The organism is Pseudoclavibacter sp. 8L, assembly GCF_902506465.1.
Classification (GTDB): domain Bacteria; phylum Actinomycetota; class Actinomycetes; order Actinomycetales; family Microbacteriaceae; genus Pseudoclavibacter.
Map to the genome: position 1 here is coordinate 481929 of NZ_LR733185.1, position 18943 is coordinate 500871.

Annotated in this window: 19 protein-coding genes; 2 read left to right on the plus strand and 17 right to left on the minus strand. The window is 68.1% G+C overall.

The features are described 5' to 3' along the window. Positions 1-113 precede the first annotated feature (113 nt). A complete protein-coding gene (locus GV007_RS02255) occupies positions 114-1208 on the minus strand; it encodes an ABC transporter permease (protein ID WP_160070812.1) in 1095 nt (364 codons plus the stop codon). Then, positions 1205-2734, minus strand: a complete 1530-nt coding sequence (locus GV007_RS02260) for a sugar ABC transporter ATP-binding protein (protein WP_160070813.1) — start codon at positions 2732-2734, stop codon at positions 1205-1207. Before GV007_RS02260 ends, GV007_RS02255 begins: the two co-directional genes overlap by 4 nt. Before the next feature lie 169 nt (positions 2735-2903). On the opposite strand from GV007_RS02260, the gene GV007_RS02265 reads away from it, so the two are divergent. Both GV007_RS02265 and GV007_RS02270 read left to right on the plus strand, forming a co-directional pair. After that, complete coding sequence (locus tag GV007_RS02265) at positions 2904-4091, plus strand: ROK family transcriptional regulator (protein WP_160070814.1); 1188 nt, start codon at positions 2904-2906, stop codon at positions 4089-4091. A gap of 200 nt (positions 4092-4291) precedes the next feature. Continuing rightward, positions 4292-5431: a variant leucine-rich repeat-containing protein gene (locus tag GV007_RS02270; protein WP_160070815.1), complete on the plus strand. Its 1140-nt coding sequence runs from the start codon at positions 4292-4294 to the stop codon at positions 5429-5431. A 5-nt stretch (positions 5432-5436) separates the two neighbouring features. Here GV007_RS02270 and GV007_RS02275 read toward each other — a convergent pair whose 3' ends face one another. From GV007_RS02275 to GV007_RS02345, 15 genes are all read right to left on the minus strand, one after another. Then, positions 5437-6012, minus strand: coding sequence for a pyridoxamine 5'-phosphate oxidase family protein (locus GV007_RS02275; RefSeq protein ID WP_160070816.1), 576 nt, complete (start codon positions 6010-6012; stop codon positions 5437-5439). Further along, positions 6009-6803 carry an SDR family NAD(P)-dependent oxidoreductase gene (locus GV007_RS02280; protein WP_160070817.1) on the minus strand — a complete coding sequence of 265 codons (795 nt, stop codon included), beginning with the start codon at positions 6801-6803 and terminating at the stop codon, positions 6009-6011. Before GV007_RS02280 ends, GV007_RS02275 begins: the two co-directional genes overlap by 4 nt. Positions 6804-6856: 53 nt before the next feature. Continuing rightward, entirely contained in the window at positions 6857-8449 is a 1593-nt protein-coding gene (locus GV007_RS02285; RefSeq protein WP_160070818.1) for a CYTH and CHAD domain-containing protein, read from the minus strand. 9 nt (positions 8450-8458) lie between these two features. Continuing rightward, on the minus strand, positions 8459-8875 hold the full coding sequence (locus tag GV007_RS02290; RefSeq protein WP_160070819.1) for a DoxX family protein: 417 nt from the start codon (positions 8873-8875) through the stop codon (positions 8459-8461). Positions 8876-8932: 57 nt separating this feature from the next. Beyond that, entirely contained in the window at positions 8933-9694 is a 762-nt protein-coding gene (locus GV007_RS02295; RefSeq protein ID WP_160071545.1) for an alpha/beta fold hydrolase, read from the minus strand. 195 nt (positions 9695-9889) lie between these two features. Beyond that, positions 9890-11176 (minus strand): adenylosuccinate synthase, encoded by a 1287-nt coding sequence (locus tag GV007_RS02300; protein ID WP_104305762.1) that lies wholly within the window; start codon positions 11174-11176, stop codon positions 9890-9892. A gap of 129 nt (positions 11177-11305) precedes the next feature. Continuing rightward, positions 11306-11743: a DUF3151 domain-containing protein gene (locus GV007_RS02305; protein ID WP_104240074.1), complete on the minus strand. Its 438-nt coding sequence runs from the start codon at positions 11741-11743 to the stop codon at positions 11306-11308. A 68-nt stretch (positions 11744-11811) separates the two neighbouring features. Beyond that, positions 11812-12630 carry an SDR family NAD(P)-dependent oxidoreductase gene (locus GV007_RS02310; protein ID WP_160070820.1) on the minus strand — a complete coding sequence of 273 codons (819 nt, stop codon included), beginning with the start codon at positions 12628-12630 and terminating at the stop codon, positions 11812-11814. Positions 12631-12759: 129 nt separating this feature from the next. Further along, positions 12760-13809 (minus strand): alpha-ketoacid dehydrogenase subunit beta, encoded by a 1050-nt coding sequence (locus GV007_RS02315; RefSeq protein WP_160070821.1) that lies wholly within the window; start codon positions 13807-13809, stop codon positions 12760-12762. Further along, positions 13806-14804, minus strand: a complete 999-nt coding sequence (locus GV007_RS02320) for a thiamine pyrophosphate-dependent dehydrogenase E1 component subunit alpha (protein ID WP_160070822.1) — start codon at positions 14802-14804, stop codon at positions 13806-13808. The genes GV007_RS02315 and GV007_RS02320 overlap by 4 nt, the downstream gene beginning before the upstream one ends. Before the next feature lie 6 nt (positions 14805-14810). Then, positions 14811-15038, minus strand: a complete 228-nt coding sequence (locus GV007_RS02325) for a biotin/lipoyl-containing protein (RefSeq protein WP_160070823.1) — start codon at positions 15036-15038, stop codon at positions 14811-14813. A gap of 26 nt (positions 15039-15064) precedes the next feature. Further along, the gene (locus tag GV007_RS02330; RefSeq protein WP_160070824.1) at positions 15065-15955 is read right to left on the minus strand and encodes a PCC domain-containing protein; all 891 of its coding nucleotides are present in this window, start codon (positions 15953-15955) and stop codon (positions 15065-15067) included. A gap of 131 nt (positions 15956-16086) precedes the next feature. After that, positions 16087-16860, minus strand: a complete 774-nt coding sequence (locus GV007_RS02335; protein WP_160070825.1) for an SDR family NAD(P)-dependent oxidoreductase — start codon at positions 16858-16860, stop codon at positions 16087-16089. 2 nt (positions 16861-16862) lie between these two features. Next, positions 16863-18434 (minus strand): TRAP transporter large permease, encoded by a 1572-nt coding sequence (locus GV007_RS02340; RefSeq protein WP_160070826.1) that lies wholly within the window; start codon positions 18432-18434, stop codon positions 16863-16865. A 2-nt stretch (positions 18435-18436) separates the two neighbouring features. Then, a complete protein-coding gene (locus GV007_RS02345) occupies positions 18437-18937 on the minus strand; it encodes a TRAP transporter small permease (protein ID WP_160070827.1) in 501 nt (166 codons plus the stop codon). Between the last annotated feature and the right edge of the window lie 6 nt (positions 18938-18943).

The window sequence follows — 18943 nt, forward strand, 5'->3', positions numbered from 1 at the left end:
ATCTCCTTTGATGCTGCCATGGTGATGGGGTTTGGGTCTGGTGGGGTTCGGTGGGATTCGGTGGGTCTGGTGAGGATCGGGCTGGAGGGCCTGGCCCCCAACCCGTCCCGAGGCTAGGACGTCTTGGCCCGCGACGAGAAGCGCTGCTGGAGGAGGACGGCGATGACGATGATCGCGCCCTTCGCGATGGCCTGCACGGAGCTGTCGAGGTTCGCCTGGATGAAGATGTTCGTGAGGGTGGCGAAGATGAGGACGCCGAGGACGGTGCCGACGATCGTGCCGCGGCCGCCGACGAGCAGGGTGCCACCGACGACGACCGCCGCGATCGCATCCAGCTCGTAGAGCATGCCGTTGGTGGACGAACCCGCCGTCGTGCGGGCGAGCATCATGATGGACGCTATGCCGGCGGTCAGACCGACAAGCGCGTAGAGGTACATCGTGTGGCGCTTCACCTTGATGCCGGCGAGGCGCGCGGCCTCCGGGTTGCCGCCGACGGCGACCGTGCGGCGGCCGAAGGTGGTGCGGTTCAGGAGGAACCAGCCGCCGATCGCGACAAGCACGAAGATCCACACGATGACCGGGATGCCGAGGAGGTCGCCGCGGAACGTCTCGAGGAACGAGTCGACGTTGACGATCTGCGTGCGACGACCGGCGATGAGCTCTGCGAACCCACGGGCGGCGACCATCATGGCGAGCGTCGCGATGAACGCCACGACCTTGCCGTAGGCGATGAGGACGCCGTTGACGACACCGGCGCCGAGCCCGACGAGCAGCGAGGTGAGCACGATGACCCACCATCCCCACGCTTCCGCGTAGGCCTGCGTTGAGAGCGTCGTCGCCCAGACCGAGGCGAGCCCGAGCACGGAGCCGACGGACAGGTCGATGCCGCCCGCCGTGATGACAAACGTCATGCCGATCGAGAGGACGCCGATGATGGACGCCTGGCTCAGCACCACCATGAGGTTGTCGACGCTCGCGAAGCGCTCACCCGCCGAGACCGTGCCCGCGATGCAGAGGACGACGAGCGCCAGGATGAGGCCGAAGTTGCGGGCGGAGCTGCCACGGAAGAAGCCGCCGCGCTTGGCGTTGTCGCTGGCGACCTCGTGCTCCACGCGCGAGCTCTCGTCGGCGGCGGGGGCGGTGATCGTGCCGTCCTGGGAGGGCGGGCCGCCGTTCGGGGCGGAGGACTGGGGAGTCTGAGTGCTCATGCTGCGCTGCTTTCCATAACCATGTCGAGTACGGCGTGCTCATCGAGAGCGGATGCTGGGCCTTGGTGGACGACTCGCCCCTCGGAGACGACGAGCACCCGGTCGGCGAGGCCGAGGACCTCTGGGATCTCGCTCGAGACGACGACAACCGCCGCACCTTCGTCGGCGAGCTTGCGAATGAGGGCGTAGATCTCGGCCCGCGCACCGACGTCGACTCCTCGGGTCGGCTCATCGAGGAGCAGCACACGGCAGCCGTGCACGAGCCAGCGGGCGAGCATCGCCTTCTGCTGGTTGCCACCCGAGAGCGTGCGGATGTCGCGGTCGACGCCGGCCGGCCGCAGGTCGAGGTACTCCGCCTGTTCCTTCGCAGCGCGGCGCTCATCGCCTTCCTTCAGCCAGGAGAACGAGGCGAAGCGCTGGAACGTGGAGAGCGTGATGTTCCGGTAGACGGGCTCGTCGAGCAGGAGCCCCTGGCTCTTGCGCTCTTCCGGGGCGAGGCCGATGCCCGCGTTCACGGCTGCCGTGACCGAACCGCGCGTGAGCGTCTTGCCCTCGACTGTGACCGTGCCGCCGGTCGCCTTGCGCGCCCCGTAGATGGTCTCCATGATCTCGCTTCGACCGGCGCCGACGAGCCCCGCGAATCCGACGATCTCGCCAGCGGAGACAGTGAACGAGACATCCGAGAACGTGTCAGCGAGCGCGAGGTCCTGCACGTCGAGCAGCACGGGTGCATCCGATGGGAGCTCAGGGGATTCGGGGAACAGGTACTCGACCTTGCGACCGGTCATGAGCGTGATGAGCTCCGAGGTCGGAGTCTCGCTGACCGGCAGGTTCTGGGCGACCGTGCGGCCGTCCTTGAGCACCGTGATGCGATCGCCGATCGTGCGGATCTCCTCGAGCCTGTGCGAGATGTAGATGATCGCGACACCCGCCTTGGTGAGCTCTTCGACCACGCGGAAGAGGTTTGCGACCTCCTCCGAGTCGAGCACCGCGGAGGGCTCGTCCATGACGATGATGCGGGCCTCGTGCGAGAGCGCCCGAGCCATCGAGACGATCTGCTTGCCAGCGGCGGAGAGCTCGCCGACCTCGGTGGTCGGTGAGATCTCGGAGTGCCCGAGCCGCGCCAGGATCTCCTTCGTTCGCTGCTTCGCCTCGGCACGCCTGGAGACGCCCGCGGTGTCGAGTTCGTGCCCGAGGTACACGTTCTCCGCGACGGTCAGGCCGTCGACGACGTCGAGCTCCTGGTACATCGTGGCGATGCCGAGCCCGAGGGCAGCGACGGGGTTCGGGATGGTGATCGGCTCGCCGTTCAGGAGCAGCTGGCCCTCAGTGGGCTGGTGTGCGCCTGCGAGCACTTTGATGAGTGTCGACTTGCCTGCACCGTTCTGGCCGAGCAGGCAGTGGACTTCGCCGGGGAGGACGTCGAGGTCGACGCCGTCGAGCGCCCGAGCACCTGGGAACTGCTTGACGATGCCGCGCATCTGCAGGAGGGGGGAGGGACCCGATGTGGGGTCTTCGTTGACCATGTGTCGAAAGCTACCGCCACTTTTGTCGATGGTCAAGCAAAAGTGTCTTGCCTGTTGCACAATTGAGATACGCCGCTACACAGAAGCGTCGCAGTCACCGAAGACGGGCAGGGCGGTAACGTGGCGAAGTCGGTTCCCGCCGACCACCGATCCAAGAGAGAAGACGCGCATGGTCATCGAGCAGCTGCCGAAGTCGGCGTCGCGCCAACCGGGGCCCGGAGAGCTCTTCCAGATGCTCCGCGACGGCGCCCCCCGAACGCGCGCCGAGCTTGCATCCGTCACCGGCCAGGCCCGCTCCACGGTCGCGACGCGCATAGACATGCTCATGTCGGCGGGCCTCATCGTGACCGTCGGCGAAGCCCACTCGACGGGCGGCAGGCCCCCCGCCGTCTTCGCCTTCTCCCCCGAGAGCAGAGTTGTCCTCGCCGTCGACCTCGGCGCGACCCACGCGAGAATGGCCCTCACCGACCTCGCCTCGAACATCATCGCCGACTCCGAGGACAAGCTGCCCATCGACCTCGGGCCGGACGCGGTGCTGGCCTGGGTGTGCAAGAAGGGCGATGAGATGCTCGCCGCGTCGAGCCGCGGGCGCCGCGAGCTCGTGAGCGTCGGCGTCGGCCTCCCCGGGCCCGTCGAGTTCAGCTCCGGCCGCCCCATCAACCCGCCCATCATGCCCGGCTGGGACGACGCCGACGTCGCCGGCAGGCTCGGCGCGCACTTCGACGCTCCTGTGCTCGTCGACAACGACGTCAACATCATGGCCCTCGGCGAGCACCGGAGCGAGTGGCCCGAAGTCTCTGATCTGCTCTTCGTCAAGGTCGCGACCGGCATCGGCTCCGGCATCATCGCGGACGGCTCGCTGCGACGTGGGGCCAGGGGTGCCGCAGGCGACATCGGGCACATCGCCGTGCCTGGCGCCGAGAACATCCCCTGCAGGTGTGGCAACCTCGGCTGCCTCGAAGCCGTCGCCGGGAGCGACGCCATAGCCCGCAGGCTCCGCGAAGAGGGCATCGAGGTGTCGGGCAGCGGGCAGATCGTGGCGCTCGTGCGCTCGGGAGACCTCAGCGCAGCCCGCGCCCTCCGTCAGGCCGGCCGCGACGTCGGCACCGTGCTCGCCGCCTGTGTCAGCATGCTCAACCCGTCGATGATCGTCATCGGCGGGAGCATCGCGGAGGCGGGCGAGCAGCTCATGGCCGGCATCCGCGAAGTCGTCTACTCGCGCTCCCTGCCGCTCGCGACCCAGCATCTTCGGGTCGTGGCGTCGCGAGCGCGAGGCGACGCCGCGATCCTCGGCGCCAGTGCGCTCGCCATCGATCACGTGCTCTCGGCCGACGCCATCGACGCGGCCCTCGCCTAGCTGCTCGCAACGGTCGGCCGCGGCGAGGCCATCGAGCGACACAGATCGTCGACTCTCGGACAGCCGGACGCGGTGCAGCAGGCAGCAACGCACCGCCGACTACGCTGGATCGGTGCCAGAATCGGTGCAGGAGAGTCCCATCCTGGAGCAGACAGCACCGCATCTCTCCGGGCGGGGAGCCAGGACATCACGGGGAGCGAATGAACGACCGGCAGCCAAGGGCAGCGCACGCGATCGCCTGCGACCCGAGCACACCGCTGCAGGTGCTCGTCGATCTCGCCGCCCAGCGCTGGGACCTCCATGGGATCATCGCCGCGAACCCAGCCGCTTCCCCTGAGCTCATCCGCTGGATCAGAGGCGTCAATCCGACGCTGTCGACCGGACGAGCGCCAGGTCACCAACCAGCGCCGTCAGCAGCAGGTCGTGCACTCGCACCGGCGGCAGCACCGCACGTGCCTCGCCGAAGCCGCGGAGTCGGCGGCTGGCTCGCCGGGTGTGGATGCCTGGCCATCGTGGCCATCGTTGCCGTCGTCGTCTTCGCCGGTTTCGGCGCACTGCTCTTTTCCGGGGGTGATGAGACGGGTGGCCTCTCCAGCGCGGCGACACCCGATGCTGCCCCAACGGCAGATTCCGAGATCGACACCCAGCGCGCGCTCTACGCGGACGAACGCGCCAAGATCGACGAGCTGTCCCTCGAGTTCGAAGAGTCGCCCGTCGCCTGGCTCGTCGCTGACTTCGAGTGGCTGTTCCGGCAGGACGAGAAGATCGCTGATCCGAACCTGCTCGAGTACACCGCGCAGACGCTCGCAGCGCAGGCGAAGACGTTCCGCGAGGGCCTCGAGGTCAGCGTCGCTGAGGCGCAAGCCCGTCGCGTGAACACCAGCGGACTGGTCACGGAGAGCATCGTGGACACGGCAGGCAAGGGCTTCCTCGACGTTCAGTGGGATGCGGCAACCGCGTGCACGGCCGACGATCGGGAGGATTGGCGCACGACAGGGTGCATCACGAAGGAAGACTCGCTCACCGTGCATCTGCTCCCGGAGAGCGAGCTCGGCGAGTGGTCGAGCAAGTTCACCGTCGTGCACGAGCTGGCCCACGTCTACCAGCGTGCCGACAACGCCAGCGTCTTCGACTATCGCGGCGAGTACAACGACCTGCTCGCGCAGGGCCTCTTCCAGGGCAGTGCCGAAGCCATGGCCGACTGCTACGCCTTGACCTACTACGGTGAGTGGTCGCTCACGAACGGCGACACGACCACCGGCTACGGCTACGTGTGCGACGAGAACGAGCGTTCAGCGATTCGAACCTGGGCGTCGAACATGAACGCGCCCATGCAGTAGCGCGCCTAGGGAACCAGCCGATCGCTTGCCCAGCAGTCGACTCCTCGTGTGTGGCGGCAGCGGATGTGCTCAGCGCCGGAGAGGTCGACCGCGTCGATCGCGTCGACCGTGACCCGGACCCACGCGAAGCGCTCGAACGCAGCCTCGTCGCCCGTCCCCCGACCGTCGGCGCTCCCCTCGGCCAGCCGAGTCCCGGGCACCTCAGGCTTGTCGTAGAGCCGCTTCGACCCCGCCCCGAGCCCCTCCCAGATCTCGCGCCGGACCGCAGCGTCAGTGACGATCTCCGCGCGGCCGTCCAGGCGCAGCTGCACGTCGCGCTGCGGATCGTAGAACGTGAGGGCCGCTCGCTGGTTCTCGGCCAGCTCCCCGACCTTCGCCGTCCGACTGTCCGTCGCGAACGCCACGACGCCGCGCCGCTCATCCACGGCTCGCAGGATCACGGCGCGGACGCGGGGCTCGCCGCCCGACGCCACGGTGCCGAGGTAGCCGAGCGTGAACGGCGTGCGCCCCGTCGTGGCTGCGACGAGCGACGCCCACACCTCACCGACGTCGCCGACGTCGAGGCTGCGCTCGACGCTCACGGCAGGATCGAGTCGACGTAGCCGCCGTCGACGCGCAGGGCGCCTCCGGTCGTCGCGGAGGCCAGCGGCGATGCCAGGTAGGTGACCAGGTGCGCGATCTCCTCCGGCTCGATGAGACGCTCGATGAGCGACTGCGGCCGGTGCCGCCGCATGAATTCGCGCTGCGCCTCATCCCAGGCGAGGTCGTCGCCCACGAGCTCGGCCACGAACGCCTCGACCCCGCCGGTGTGCGTCGGTCCCGCGATGACGGCGTTGACGGTGACCCCGGTGCCCTTCACCGCCTTCGCGTAGCCGCGCGAGACCGCGAGCAGCGCCGTCTTGGTCATGCCGTAGTGGATCATCTCCTCGGGAATCACGACGGCTGAATCGCTCGCGATGGAGATGACCCGACCCCAGCCGCGCGAGGTCATGCCGGGGAGGTACTCGCGCATGAGACGGGCGGCCGACAGCACGTTCACCTCGAAGTAGCGCAGCCATTCCTCGTCGCTGATCTCAAGAGCGGGCGTACTGCCGTAGATGCCGAGGTTGTTGACGAGGATGTCGAGGTCAGGGAACGCCGAGCGGACGACGGCCGCGCCCTCTGCCGTCGCGAGGTCGGCGGGCACCCCCTCGATCGTCGCGTCTGGCAGGCGCCCACGCAGCTCGGCGACGGCCGATTCCACGCTGGCGGCTCCGCGCCCGTTCACGATGACGTGCGCGCCAGCGGCGGCGAGATCCGCGGCGATCGCAAGGCCGATGCCTTGCGTGGAACCGGTGACGAGGGCCGTGCGGCCCGAGAGATCGATGTGCATGCGCCGATCCTGGCACCACCGCCTGACCGGGCCGTGCAGATCTGGCCGGCCGGTCAGGCCAGGTCGTCGAGGGCGTCGCGGGCGACTCGCATGGCGTCGTTCTGGCGGGCGCGGATGCGGGTCCGGAGCTCCCCGAGCACGGCGGCAGCGTCGCGGTCCTCTGCACCCGTCTTCTCGCTCTCTCCCTCCTGCGCGGACCGCCCGAGCTGCTCGCTCAGCACGCCGAGCTCCTCGTCGAGCATCGACGCGTCCTGCAGCTCGCCGAAGGCCTGCGCGAGGCGCTTCCACTCCTTGCGCTGCTTCTTCGCCGTCGCGTCCGGCAGCTCGTCGATGGCCTCGTAGCCGTAGCGGACCGACTTCGCGGCCTTGCGCACGTCGTGCCAGCGTTCGAGCTTCTTCGGCTTCTTGCGCGCGCGTTCCGTCCGCTTCTCGACCGTGCCGATCGCTGTGCGGGTCAAGCTCCGCATGGTGCCGAGGGCGCGCCGGTCGGCGGGCCCGGTGAACGGGGGCGCGGTGACGAAGGAGACGAGGCTGTCGTGCAGTGCGTCCCAGCGCTCCCCATCGAGTTCCGCCCGGAAGGACGCCAGAGCCGCTGCGTGCCGGTCGGCGATGAGCGCCTCGATCCGCACCCTGGCGAGATCCACAGCCCCCGCGGGCGCCTCGAGCTGTCCGGCCGAGTCGAGTTCGGCGAGCACGAGCTCGCGGAGGACCTCCGCGTCGCGGGCAGCTCCGAGCACGCCGCCAGCCCACTTGAGTTCCGCGGCGAGGGACGCGACAGCATCCGCTTCGAACAGGGAGCCGAAGACCTTGAGGAGGCTCCGCAGCCTGCGCAGCGCGACCCTCGCCTGGTGCACCGCGTCCGGCGCATCCACGCGGGCCGCGGCCTCCTGCTCCTGGAACTCGCCGAACCGCGAGGCGATGGCGAAGACGACTGCGTCACCGGCCGCGCCCTGCCCCGTTGGCGCCTGCGCCGGCTGGACGCCGTCGAGGCTGCGAACGAGCTTGGAGCGGTGGACGGACGGGGTGAGGCCCGCGTCGAAGAGCACCGCCTCGATCTCGTCGAAGACCCGGGTCGATGCGCCGTCCGCCAGCTCGACCTCGAACTCCCGCCACTCGAGCGTGCGCTCCTCGCCGATGCGGACGACCCTGGCGTGCACGACGTCGTCGCAGATGAGCGCGGCGAGTGCGTCGTCGTCGCCCCTCGCCCCGCCGGCCGACCACGCGCCGCCGCCACGCACCTCAGTGGTCGTGCGCGTCGTGGTGAGCTCCACGAGCGGAAGCACGGGGCGCTCGCCGATGATGTCCGCGAACTCGGCGCGCAGCTCCGGCGGGATCCGCCGCGGGGCACCCACGGGAGCGTGGACCTCGATGCGCTCGTCGCCGCTGCGCGGACGCTTCAGGTGCCACCCCTCGTCGTCGCCGCCCGTGCGGCGACGCAGCACGCAGCGGGCGTCGAGGATCGCCAGCTCGGGAGTGTCGACATACTCGGCGACGAGGGTCTCCGTGACCGGCTCCCCTGCTCGGAGCCCCGCGCCGAGCCTCGAGAGCTCGGGCTCCCCCGCCCCCTCGGGAATGTCGTACTTCCGCTCGATCTCCCGCTGCTCGGAGGTCGTCCGAACCTGATCGTTCTTCGACTCGATGCTCATTCGGAAAGGCTAGCTCCCGGAGCCAAGCGCCGCCCTCATGAGCGGGAGCTGCAGCGGCAGGCGAGCAACCGAGACGACAAACGCGGCGACCGACGAGGCGGTGCGCTTCCGCCACGCCCGGCGGCCCAGGTCGACGCTCATCTGGGCGTTGGCGGGCCAGACCGCGAGCAGCACGGCCGCGCTCGCGAGCCCCGCGATCGACCGTGTCGACGGGCGCACGAGCCCTGCCGCGCACGCCAGCTCGGCGACGCCGGACGCGACCACCAGCTCGTGGCTGCGCCCCCGCAGCGGTTTGGGGATGATCGGCTCGAAGACGGCGGGCTTCATGAGGTGGATGACCCCGGAGACGGCGAAGGGGAGGACGACGATCCACGGGATGGCCCCGCCGTGTCCGCGGGAGGAAGGTTCGACTGTTCTGGGCGACATGAAAGCATCTTGCCCGGCGCTCCCGAACGCCACCCAGTCGCCACCCACCGGGGTCCGCTAGCCCTGTTGGCCTTCCTCGGCGAGGAAGGCGAGGGCTGCTGCACGGAAGTCACGCGAGCCGGGAGCGTTGAAATGGTGACGGTCCGGGATCTCGAAGAAGCGAGCCTGCGGCGTCGCCGCGGAGAGGGCTCTGGACCCCTCGATGATGCCGTCGCGGGATCCGGTCGCGAAGAGCACCGGCTGCTGCGGCACACGACCGAGGTCGGGATCGGCCTTGCCGGATGCGCGCATCCCTTCGGCGATCGCGAGCAGGGCCCGCAGGTCGTTGCCGCCGACGCGCTCCGTGAGGGCGAGGTAGTTCTGCGTCACCGGGTCCTGCACGGGGGTGCCATGGTCGATGAGCTCGCGCACCTGATCGATATCGAGGCGCCCGAGCGGCACCCCGTCCGGGACTCCCCCGAGCACCACCCGCGGGATGCGGTCGGCGAAGTCCTGCGCGACCTCCCACCCGACGCGGGCGCCGAGCGAGTAGCCGACGTACAGTGCGGTGTCGACGAGGTAGGCGTCGAGCACGGCCTCGACGTCGGAGGCCAGCGTGCGGATGTCGTAGTCGCGACCCTCGTATGGCTTGTCGCTCTGCCCGTGTCCGCGCTGGTCGAGGCCGAGCACGCGGTAGCCGGCGCGCAGCAGGTCGCGCACCCAGCCCGTCGCCACCCAGTTGTCCTTCGTGCTCGACGCGAAGCCGTGCACGACGATAACCGTCGGTGCGTCCACATCTCCCCACGTGTAGGTGGCGATGCGGTGACCGTCGCCGACCATCACGAACTGGGGGTCTGGGAGGACGGTCAGGGCTGCGGGGGCGCTATTCACGTCGTCGATTGTCTCAGGCGTTGCGCCCTTGCCCGCACACGGGCGCAACGCTTCGACTCGGGCCGCCCGCACGGGTCTCGACGACGAAGCCCGGACGAGTCCCCGAGGTGGGGGCTCGTCCGGGCTTCGGCCGGCGAGGCGCGGTCAGTCGATGAGGTCGTGGATCTGGATAATCTCGTCGCGCTTCGGGCCGACGCCGATCGCGGAGATGCGGGCACCGGAGAGGCGCTCGAGCGCCTGCACGTAGAGCTGCGCGTTCTCGGGCAGCTCCTCGAAGGTGCGGCAGCCGGAGAGGTCCTCGGTCCAGCCGTCGAAGTACTCGTAGATGGGCTTCGCGTGGTGAATGTCCGACTGCGAGACGGGCATCTCGTCGAAGCGGACGCCGTCGACGTCGTAGGCGACGCAGACGGGGATGCGCTCGATGCCGCTGAGGACGTCGAGCTTCGTCATGACGAAGTCGGTGACCCCGTTGATGCGGGCCGTGTAGCGCGCGACGGGAACGTCGTACCAGCCGGTGCGTCGCGGGCGTCCGGTGGTGGTGCCGAACTCGCCGCCACGCGTGCGGAGCAGCTCACCCCACTCGTCGAACAGCTCGGTCGGGAAGGGGCCGGCGCCGACGCGCGTGATGTAGGCCTTGACGATGCCGATGATGCGGTTGATCTGGGTCGGGCCGACACCGGCGCCTGTGGATGCGCCTCCCGCCGTCGACGACGACGAGGTGACGTACGGGTAGGTGCCGTGGTCGACGTCGAGCATGGTCGCCTGGCCGCCCTCGAAGACGACGTTGCGGCCAGCGTTGAGGGCGTCGTAGAGCTCGAGCGAGGTGTCGCCGACCATGGGACGGAGGCGCTCGGCGTGGAGGAGGAGCGCGTCGACGATCTCGTTGACCGTGATCGCGCGACGGTTGTAGACCTTCACGAGGAGGTGGTTCTTGCCGAAGAGCGCTGCTTCGACCTTCTGGCGGAGGATGTTCTCGTCGAAGAGGTCCTGCACGCGGATGCCGATGCGGTTGATCTTGTCGGCGTAGGCGGGGCCGATGCCGCGCCCGGTCGTGCCGATCTGGCGCTTCCCCAGGAACCGCTCGGTGACCTTGTCGAGCGTGGTGTGGTAGCCGGTGATGAGGTGCGCGTTCGCGGAGACGCGCAGCTTCGAGGTGTCGACGCCGCGCGCCTCGAGGTGGTCGATCTCGTGGAAGAGCACGTCGAGGTCGATGACGACACCGTTGCCGATGACGGGGGTCACGCCTGGGGTGAGGATTCCGGAGGGCAGCAGGTGCAGCGCGTACTTCTCGTTGCCGATCACGACCGTGTGGCCGGCGTTGTTGCCGCCGTTGAACTTCACGACGTAGTCGATGCGGTCGCCGAGGAGGTCGGTTGCCTTGCCCTTGCCTTCGTCGCCCCATTGGCCGCCGATGATTGCTACGCCTGGCATGTGTCGCCCCTGTTCTGTCGGATCGGCGCAGCTCGCGCCTGTCGTGTGCGTGGCGTGAGCCGCGCGGTCGGCGGGCCGTCTCGGCGGCCCTGCCTTGTTTCCTGCTTGTCTGCTGGTGCGGATGCGCCGCTAGCTCGCCGCGTGCATCCGCTCGATCTCGGTGATCGCCTGCGGGTCGGCGTCGTGGAGCAGGCTGGCGAGGCGCTCGGGCTCGCCTTCCTCGCCGATCTCGGCTGCGCTCCGTCGGAGTGCGTAGAACGCGCGCAGGACTCCCTTGTTGGGGTCGTGCGACCACGGCACGGGGCCTTGGCCTCGCCACCCGGCTTTGCGGAGGGCGTCGAGCCCCCGGTGATAGCCGACGCGTGCGTAGGCGTACGCGCCGATCGTGTTGCCGTCGGCGTGCGCGGCGTCTGCGAGCGTCGCCCACGCCAGCGATGAGGCCGGGTGCTTCTCGACGATGGCCGCAAGCGCAGCCTGGTCGTGGGGCAGGTTGGACAGGTCGTCGACGACCTCTGGCTCAGCCGCAAGGCGCGTCTCGGGGATGCCGAGGAGATTCGTTCCGGTCACGGGAGCCGATTCTATCCTGTGCTCGTTTCGGGGCGCGATCGAGAAGCGAAGCTGTGGAGAAGCGAGGCTCAGGAGACCGGGAAGGAGGACTGCTGTACCAGGCCGCCATCGACGGGCAGGCAGACCGCGTTGACGTACTTGGCTTCGTCGGAAGCGAGGAAGAGCGCGGCGTTTGCCACGTCGTAGGGTTCGCCCATGGTTCCCGTCGGGGAGAGCGCGTTGCGTGCTGCGAGCATCTCCTCCACGGAGGCGTAGGCACCGGAGATCTGCGCGTGCATCATGGGTGTCTCGATGAAGCCTGGCGCGACGCAGTTGGCGCGGATGCCGCGTGAGGCGTACTGCAGTCCGAGGTTCGTCGTGAACTGCACGAGTGCGCCCTTCGTCGCTGAGTAGCTCGGGTAGTTGTAGCCGATGTAGCGCATCCCCCCGACCGAGGCGATGTTCACGATGGCCCCACTGCCAGCTTGGAGCATGCCCGGCAGCACGTACTTGCAGGTGAGGAACGCGCTCGTGAGGTTCACATCCATGACGGTGCGCCATTCCTCGAGCTCCATCTCGACGGGCCCGCCCATGCGGGCGATGCCGACGTTGTTGTGGAGCACGTCGATACGGCCATGGCGTTCCAGGGCGTCGTCGGTGGCTCGGGCCACGGCGGCTTCGTCGGTGACGTCCGCGACAACGCCGTGCACGTCGGCGACGCGGCCGACACGGCCGCATTCTTGCCTGACGCGGTCGATGCCGTCGACGACTGCACTGAGTTCCCGGTCGACGATCGTGATCGCCGCCCCAGCCCTCGCGTAGACGATGCTGGCGGCGAGCCCGTTGTTGAGGGCGCCGCCTACCGAGCCGCCTCCGAAGACGATCGCGGTCTTGCCAGCGAGCCGCATGGGCTCCCCCTTCGTTCGAGGATTTCACCGCGCACCCTCCTGGGGCGCGGCATGCACTTGCCCGCTCGGCGCTGCCCGCCCCAGCCCGAGCGCTCCATGGGCCGGGGCGGGGCGGACGACGCCCTGCGGTCAGCTGGTTCGACCCAGCTCGGCCAACTCCACGTGGCCTGTCTCGCCGTGCGTTCTCGCTGGACCGACGACTCGTCGCACGGCCGCGACGACGTCCTCCACCGACGGCACCACGGCCGCCTCGAGCTCTTCGGCATAGGGGATGGGCGTGCGCGCGGCGCCGAGACGGACCGGAGCCGCGTGCAGCGCATCCCACGTGTCTTCGACGACGTTCGCGACGAACTCCCCGCCCCAGCCGTAGTCTCTGACCGCTTCGTGGGCGACGACGAGGCGCCCCGTCTTCCGGACTGATGCGTAGACGGTCTCCATGTCGAAAGGGAACAGCGTGCGCGGATCGATGACCTCGACGCTGATGTTGTCCTCGGCCAATCGCTCGGCCGCCGCGAGCGAGCGGATGAAGAGCTGCTGAGTCGCGACGATGGTGACGTCACTTCCTTCTCTTGCTACCCGAGCCTGACCGAAGGGCACCGGCTGGAAGTCGACCTGCCCCTTGTCGTAGTACATGTTCTTGTGCTCGAGGAAGATCGTCGGGTTGTTGGTCGTGACGGCGTGACGGAGGAGCCCGTACGCGTCTCCCGGAGTCGCCGGGACAGCGACCTCGAGACCCGGAATGTGAGCGAAGAGCGTCTCGAGGGACTGCGAGTGCTGCGCTGCCTTCCCGATGCCGGACCCCCCGTTGGTCCGGATCACGAGAGGTACCTCGAACTGGCCCCCGAACATGTACCTCGCCTTCGCGGCCTGGTTGATGATGCCGTCGAAGCCGAGGAAGCTGAAGTCCGAGTACATGATCTCGAGGATGGGGCGGGTACCCCTGGCCGCGGCGGCCCCGACGGCCGAGATGAGCACTTCCTCGCTGATCGGCGTGTTCAGCACACGGTCGTGCCCGAACACATCGCCGAGCTTGCGGGTGACGCCATAGATGCCGCCGCCCGTGCCCCACGTGGTGATGTCCTCGCCGATGACAAACGCCTCGGGAGTGTCGGCGAGGATGTCGTGGAGTGCTGCGTTGAGGGCACGCCACGTGCTGAGGTTCTTCGTCGTCGCGCTCATGCTGCTGCTCCTGTCCTGATCCGGGAGTTGTCCTCGTAGACGTCGGTGAACGCCTCGGCGACATCGGGCGTCGGGGAGTTCCTCGCGAACTTCTCGGCTTCCTCGACCTCGGCCACGATGCGCTCCTGCGCAGTGATCCACTCCTCCTCGGAGATGACGCGTGCCTCGAGGAGCTGCGCGGCGAGGGCTGCGATCGGGTCCTTGCCTCTCCAGCGCTCGACTTCTTCGGCATCGCGATAGATCTCCGAGTCTCCGGCCATGTGACCGAGGTAGCGGTACGTATCGGCGACGATGAAGCTCGGCCCGCCGCCAGCACGGGCGATCTCCACGGCTTGCGCCGTGGCTTCGTAGACCTCGCGCAGCTGCATGCCGTCGACGTTGACGCTCCGAACTCCGTACGCCGTGCCGCGCTGGCTGAAGTCGGGCTGGGCGACCATCTCCTCGACCGACGCAGACTGCGCGTAGTGGTTGTTCTCGAGAACGAAGATGACGGGCAGCTTCCAGATGGCGGCGAGATTGAAGGCCTCGGCGAGCACTCCCTGGTTGGAGCCCCCGTCGCCGAAGTACGCGACGGCGACGGCGTCGTCGCCCTTGATCTTCGAGGCGAGCGCTGCACCCGTCGCGATGCCGATGCCAGCGCCGACGATGCCGTTCGTGCCGAGTACGCCGAGTTCCCGCACACCGATGTGCATGGATCCACCTTTGCCGCCGCAGTATCCGTCGCGTCTGCCCAGGATCTCTGCCATGGTGCGTCCGAAGTCTGCCCCCTTCGCCAGCGTGTGCGCGTGGCCTCGATGGTTGCTCGCGATCGCATCGTCTGGCCGCAGGGCGAGCGAGACGCCGACTGCGACCGCTTCCATGCCGACGGATGGATGCGTGGAGCCCCGGATGAGGCCCTCCTCGGAGAGCAGCGGCATGCGCCGTTCGAACTCGCGGATCTTTGCCATCTGCAGGAGCCCCTCGAGGCCCACCGCAGCGTGCGTGTAGTTGCTCATGTTCGCCTACTCGATCGTCGCGATGACATCGTCGAGCTCGACGACGTCGCCGATCTCGACGTTGAAGGTGACGACGCCGGCCGCCGGCGCCTTGAACTCGCAGACGAGCTTCGAGGTCTCGAGCTGCGCGATGATGTCGCCCTCCGCGACGGTCGCGCCCGACGCGACGTTCCATTCGACGAGGTCGGCTTCGGTTTCTTCTCCGAGGTATTCCTTGGTGACTTTGACGTCCATGGTGTTCTCCTTGCTTCGCTGACTGGCTAGTTCGTTGGCTGGGTGGCCGGGGTGATGTTCTGCAGGATGAGTTCGAAGGTCACGGCGACGGCGTTGCTGCCGCGAACGAGTTCCCCGGCATGCAGCTCGCCGTGGAGGTCGACCATGGTGCAGCTGAGGCGCGCGCGGGGCCCGACGGCGGTGGGTTCCACTGAACCGACGAGAGCGACGACCTCCGTGCCGGGGCCCTCGACGCTTCGTTCCAGCCCGTTCCTCGGGTCGATGAGCTGCCCGCCGACGAGGCTGCCGAGCCCGCCGCGGACCGCCGCCCGTTGATAGCCGGCCTCGCGGGCCACCCGTTCGACGGTGAGGGTGATGTCCTCGCCGGGAAGAATGCGGGCGATCGTGGTCTCGATAGTGGGGCTCTCGGCCATGGCTTCTTCTTCCTCGTATGCGGTGAAGACGGGCATCCTGGTCTCGTCGTCGTCGGAACTGACCCAGGTCGCGCCCTGGACGCCGTAGAAGAGCGCCGTCGGCGCGGTCACGCCCGATCGGGTCTCCGGCCAGAGGTGCCCCCCTCTGAGGGAGCCGTCGGGGAGCATCCAGAGGCAGTGCGAGTGGACGAACGGTGCCCCGTGCCGGTACCCGACGGTGCCGGAGCCGTAGACGAGGTGCGCTGTGGCCGCACCTCGTTCGCTGGAGAAGCTCATGGCCCGCTCCTCGGTGGATGGGCCGGGCGTGCAGTAGCTGACTGGGGTGAAGAGCCCGCCGTGGAGTTCGAAGTAGGCGCTCCCCTCGCCGAGCTCATGGGCGAGTTCCGTGAGCTCCTCCTGGAGGAGCGCGCCGGGGGTCAGTGTGCGCAGTTCGCCTCGAGAGCGTGCCCGCACTGCCCGGATGCGAGGCTGCGTCGCCGGCCCCGGGTGCGTGAGTGTCTTCATGTGTTCCCTTCCGTCGCTTGTGGCGATGGGCTCGGTTGTGCCTTGTGGGCGATCCGAGTCCGGTTGGTATTACCAAGAGTGTGCAGAGTTCTCTGCGGTCACTTTCGGGTGGTGCAGGTGATGCAGGCGCGCTAGCCGATCGCCGACCCGCCGCACACCTTGAGGGTCTCCCCGGTCACGTACCCGGCCCCTTCGGATGCGAGGAACGCGACGGCGTCCGCGATATCCTCCGGCTCCCCCATCCGCTTGATGGCCTGACCGTCGAAGTCGTAGTCGAGCCCTGCGGTCATCGGGGTCGCGATCGGGCCGGGCGCCACGGTGTTGACCGTGATGCCGAGCTCGCCGACCTCCTTCGCCACCCACTTCGTGAAGGCGATGACGCCGCCCTTCGATGCCGCGTAGGCGGGGCCCGACCGCCCGGCGCCTTCGCCCTGGGCTGGCGGGCCGCCCATGATGCCGGAGATCGAGCTGACGTTGACGATGCGCCCCCACCCTCGCTCTTTCATGTGCGGGTAGATGGCTGCCTGAGTGAACAGGAACGTGCCGCGGAGGTTGGTGGCCAGGTCACGCTCCCACGTGTCATCATCCATGACCTCCAGATCGAGCCGGCCGCACGTCCCCGCGTTGTTCACGACGACGTCGAGAGAGCCGTGACGCTCGACGATGTCGTCGACACACGCACGTACCTGGGCCCGGTCGCGCACGTCCACGACGACCGCGTCGACGCTCGACCCCGGCATCGCCGACTGGATGTCGGCAACCGCCTCCGCACCGTCGATGACGTCGACGACCACCACGTGGGCACCCCGACCGGCCAGCGACCGGGCGATCTCCCGGCCGATGCCCCTGGCCCCACCCGTGACAAGCGCCACCCTTCCGGTGAGCTCGCTTCGTGAATTACCCATGGTCACAGTCCCAGCAGGTCAGGCAGCCCATTGCTGAGCCACGGAATGAAGGTGATGAGCATGAGCACGGCCAGGCCGGCACCGAGGAACGGCCAGATGCCCTTGACGGCCTCCCCGAATGGGATCTTCGCGATGCCCGCCGCCACGAACAGGTCGAGTCCGACAGGCGGGGTGACGAGGCCGAGCGCGAGATTGACGGTCATCGTGACGCCGATCGTCGTGATCGACACGTCCATCTCGAGCAGCACGGGCACGAAGATCGGCACGAAGAGGTAGAACGCGGAGATGGCGTCGAGGAACATGCCGGCGATCAGCAGGCTCAGGTTGATGAGCAGGATGATCAGCACGACGTTGTCGGTGATCGAGAGGATCGCATCTGCCGCAGCCGTCGCGATCCGATATTTCGTGATGACGTAGGCGAAGAGCGAAGCGGCCGCGATGATGATCATGATCCGCGAGGACTGGATGCCCGCGGTCGTGAAGATCTTGAAGATGTCCTTGAACTTCAACTCCCGCGTCACCATCAGCCCGACGATGAGCGCGTAGACGGATGCCACCGCGGCCGACTCGGTCGGAGTGAAGACGCCGCCGTAGATGCCGCCCAGGATGATCACGGGAACCAGCAGGCCGGGCACGGCCCGCATGAAGGCCCTGCCGATCTCCGGCCACGGGGCACGCGTCTTGCGCTCCCCGACCTTGATGCCGTCCGGGACGATGTCCTCGAGTGTCATGATCGCCTCATTCGACGAGGTGACGGTCGGGACACCCCCGCTCGCGAAGGGCTGCTTGCTGACTTTGCCATGACCGGCCGAGCCAGAGTGCGCATCCGCGGCAGCCGCGTCAACACCATCACTGGAGCCGTCTGCACTGTGGGAGCTTTCGGCACTGTCCAGGTCTCGCGCGAGCTTGCGCCCGCCGATCCGACTGAACGCCTTCTCCCTGTGGAGCGCGGCATTGGCCTTCATCTTCTCCCCCTCACGGGGCAGGTACCTGGCGACCAGGTAGAAGGCGATCGCCAGCAGCACACCTGGGATGACGCCCGCCATGAACAGGCGTCCGATCGACACCCGCTCGTAGTCACTCGCGACGACAGCGAACACGATGAACGCGATGCTCGGCGGAAGGACGATGCCCATCTCGCCAGCACTGGCGACGAGCGACGCTGAGTGCCGCTTCGAGTAGCCGTGCTTCGCCAGGGCGGGGATGAGGATCGCACCGAGCGCCGCCACCGTGGCGGGCCCCGATCCAGAGATGGAGGAGAAGAGCAGCGCCGCGAGAATCGTGGTGAGCGCGAGACCGCTCTTCCGGTGACCGACGCATTTGTCAGCAAGATCGATGAGTCTCCCCGAGATGCCCGTCATCTCCATGATGACGCCGGCGAGGATGAAGAAAGGAATTGCGAGCAGCGTTTCCGAGGAAAGCGACGCGTACATGATTCCCGCAGTCGGGAAGAGCGCATTCATGCCACTCCCGACAATAACCGCCGCAAAAGCGGAGAGTCCCATCGAGAACGCAACAGGAACACCTAGGAAAAGCAAGACGAGGAAGACAGAGAAGAGAACCATCTCGACCATGATCAGGCCTCCAATCCGACGTGCTGTTCAGCGCCTTCCGGGCGCTTGCGAATCTGCAGGATGCAGACCTGGATACTGCGGACTCCGCCAAGTGCCGCACCCACAGGCAGGGCGAGGGAGAGAATCCACTGAGGAATGTCGAGCGCCGGCGTCGTTCGTCCAGAGGCGGCCTGCTTCTCGACCATGTCGAAGCCGAGCCACATGAACACCAGGAAGAACGCGAGCGTCGCGATCGTGATGAGGATGATGACAACGGTGCGCAGGTGACCGGTCGCGTAGGTGCGCAGCACCTCGAACCCGGGATGCGAGCCGAGCCGCACGGCAGCCGACGCACCGATCATCGTGAGGAGAACCGCGAGGTTGATGATGAGCTCGGTCGTGAACGACATGGATCCGTGGAAGACGTACCGACTGACGACGTTGGCGAATGCCAGCAGCGTGACGCCTGCGAAGGCAACCGTGATGACGGTGTTCTCCGCCGTCGTGAGAACTTTGTCGAACATGCGCGC

What these genes read in the sequence shown, in the direction of transcription:
- GV007_RS02255 (WP_160070812.1), bottom strand. Translation starts at nt 1,208, where the DNA reads ATGAGCACTCAGACTCCCCAGTCCTCCGCCCCGAACGGCGGCCCGCCC.
- GV007_RS02260 (WP_160070813.1), bottom strand. Translation starts at nt 2,734, where the DNA reads ATGGTCAACGAAGACCCCACATCGGGTCCCTCCCCCCTCCTGCAGATG.
- GV007_RS02265 (WP_160070814.1), top strand. Translation starts at nt 2,904, where the DNA reads ATGGTCATCGAGCAGCTGCCGAAGTCGGCGTCGCGCCAACCGGGGCCC.
- GV007_RS02270 (WP_160070815.1), top strand. Translation starts at nt 4,292, where the DNA reads ATGAACGACCGGCAGCCAAGGGCAGCGCACGCGATCGCCTGCGACCCG.
- GV007_RS02280 (WP_160070817.1), bottom strand. Translation starts at nt 6,803, where the DNA reads ATGCACATCGATCTCTCGGGCCGCACGGCCCTCGTCACCGGTTCCACG.
- GV007_RS02285 (WP_160070818.1), bottom strand. Translation starts at nt 8,449, where the DNA reads ATGAGCATCGAGTCGAAGAACGATCAGGTTCGGACGACCTCCGAGCAG.
- GV007_RS02290 (WP_160070819.1), bottom strand. Translation starts at nt 8,875, where the DNA reads ATGTCGCCCAGAACAGTCGAACCTTCCTCCCGCGGACACGGCGGGGCC.
- GV007_RS02295 (WP_160071545.1), bottom strand. Translation starts at nt 9,694, where the DNA reads ATGGTCGGCGACGGTCACCGCATCGCCACCTACACGTGGGGAGATGTG.
- GV007_RS02300 (WP_104305762.1), bottom strand. Translation starts at nt 11,176, where the DNA reads ATGCCAGGCGTAGCAATCATCGGCGGCCAATGGGGCGACGAAGGCAAG.
- GV007_RS02310 (WP_160070820.1), bottom strand. Translation starts at nt 12,630, where the DNA reads ATGCGGCTCGCTGGCAAGACCGCGATCGTCTTCGGAGGCGGCTCGGTA.
- GV007_RS02315 (WP_160070821.1), bottom strand. Translation starts at nt 13,809, where the DNA reads ATGAGCGCGACGACGAAGAACCTCAGCACGTGGCGTGCCCTCAACGCA.
- GV007_RS02320 (WP_160070822.1), bottom strand. Translation starts at nt 14,804, where the DNA reads ATGAGCAACTACACGCACGCTGCGGTGGGCCTCGAGGGGCTCCTGCAG.
- GV007_RS02325 (WP_160070823.1), bottom strand. Translation starts at nt 15,038, where the DNA reads ATGGACGTCAAAGTCACCAAGGAATACCTCGGAGAAGAAACCGAAGCC.
- GV007_RS02330 (WP_160070824.1), bottom strand. Translation starts at nt 15,955, where the DNA reads ATGAAGACACTCACGCACCCGGGGCCGGCGACGCAGCCTCGCATCCGG.
- GV007_RS02335 (WP_160070825.1), bottom strand. Translation starts at nt 16,860, where the DNA reads ATGGGTAATTCACGAAGCGAGCTCACCGGAAGGGTGGCGCTTGTCACG.
- GV007_RS02340 (WP_160070826.1), bottom strand. Translation starts at nt 18,434, where the DNA reads ATGGTCGAGATGGTTCTCTTCTCTGTCTTCCTCGTCTTGCTTTTCCTA.
- GV007_RS02345 (WP_160070827.1), bottom strand. Translation starts at nt 18,937, where the DNA reads ATGTTCGACAAAGTTCTCACGACGGCGGAGAACACCGTCATCACGGTT.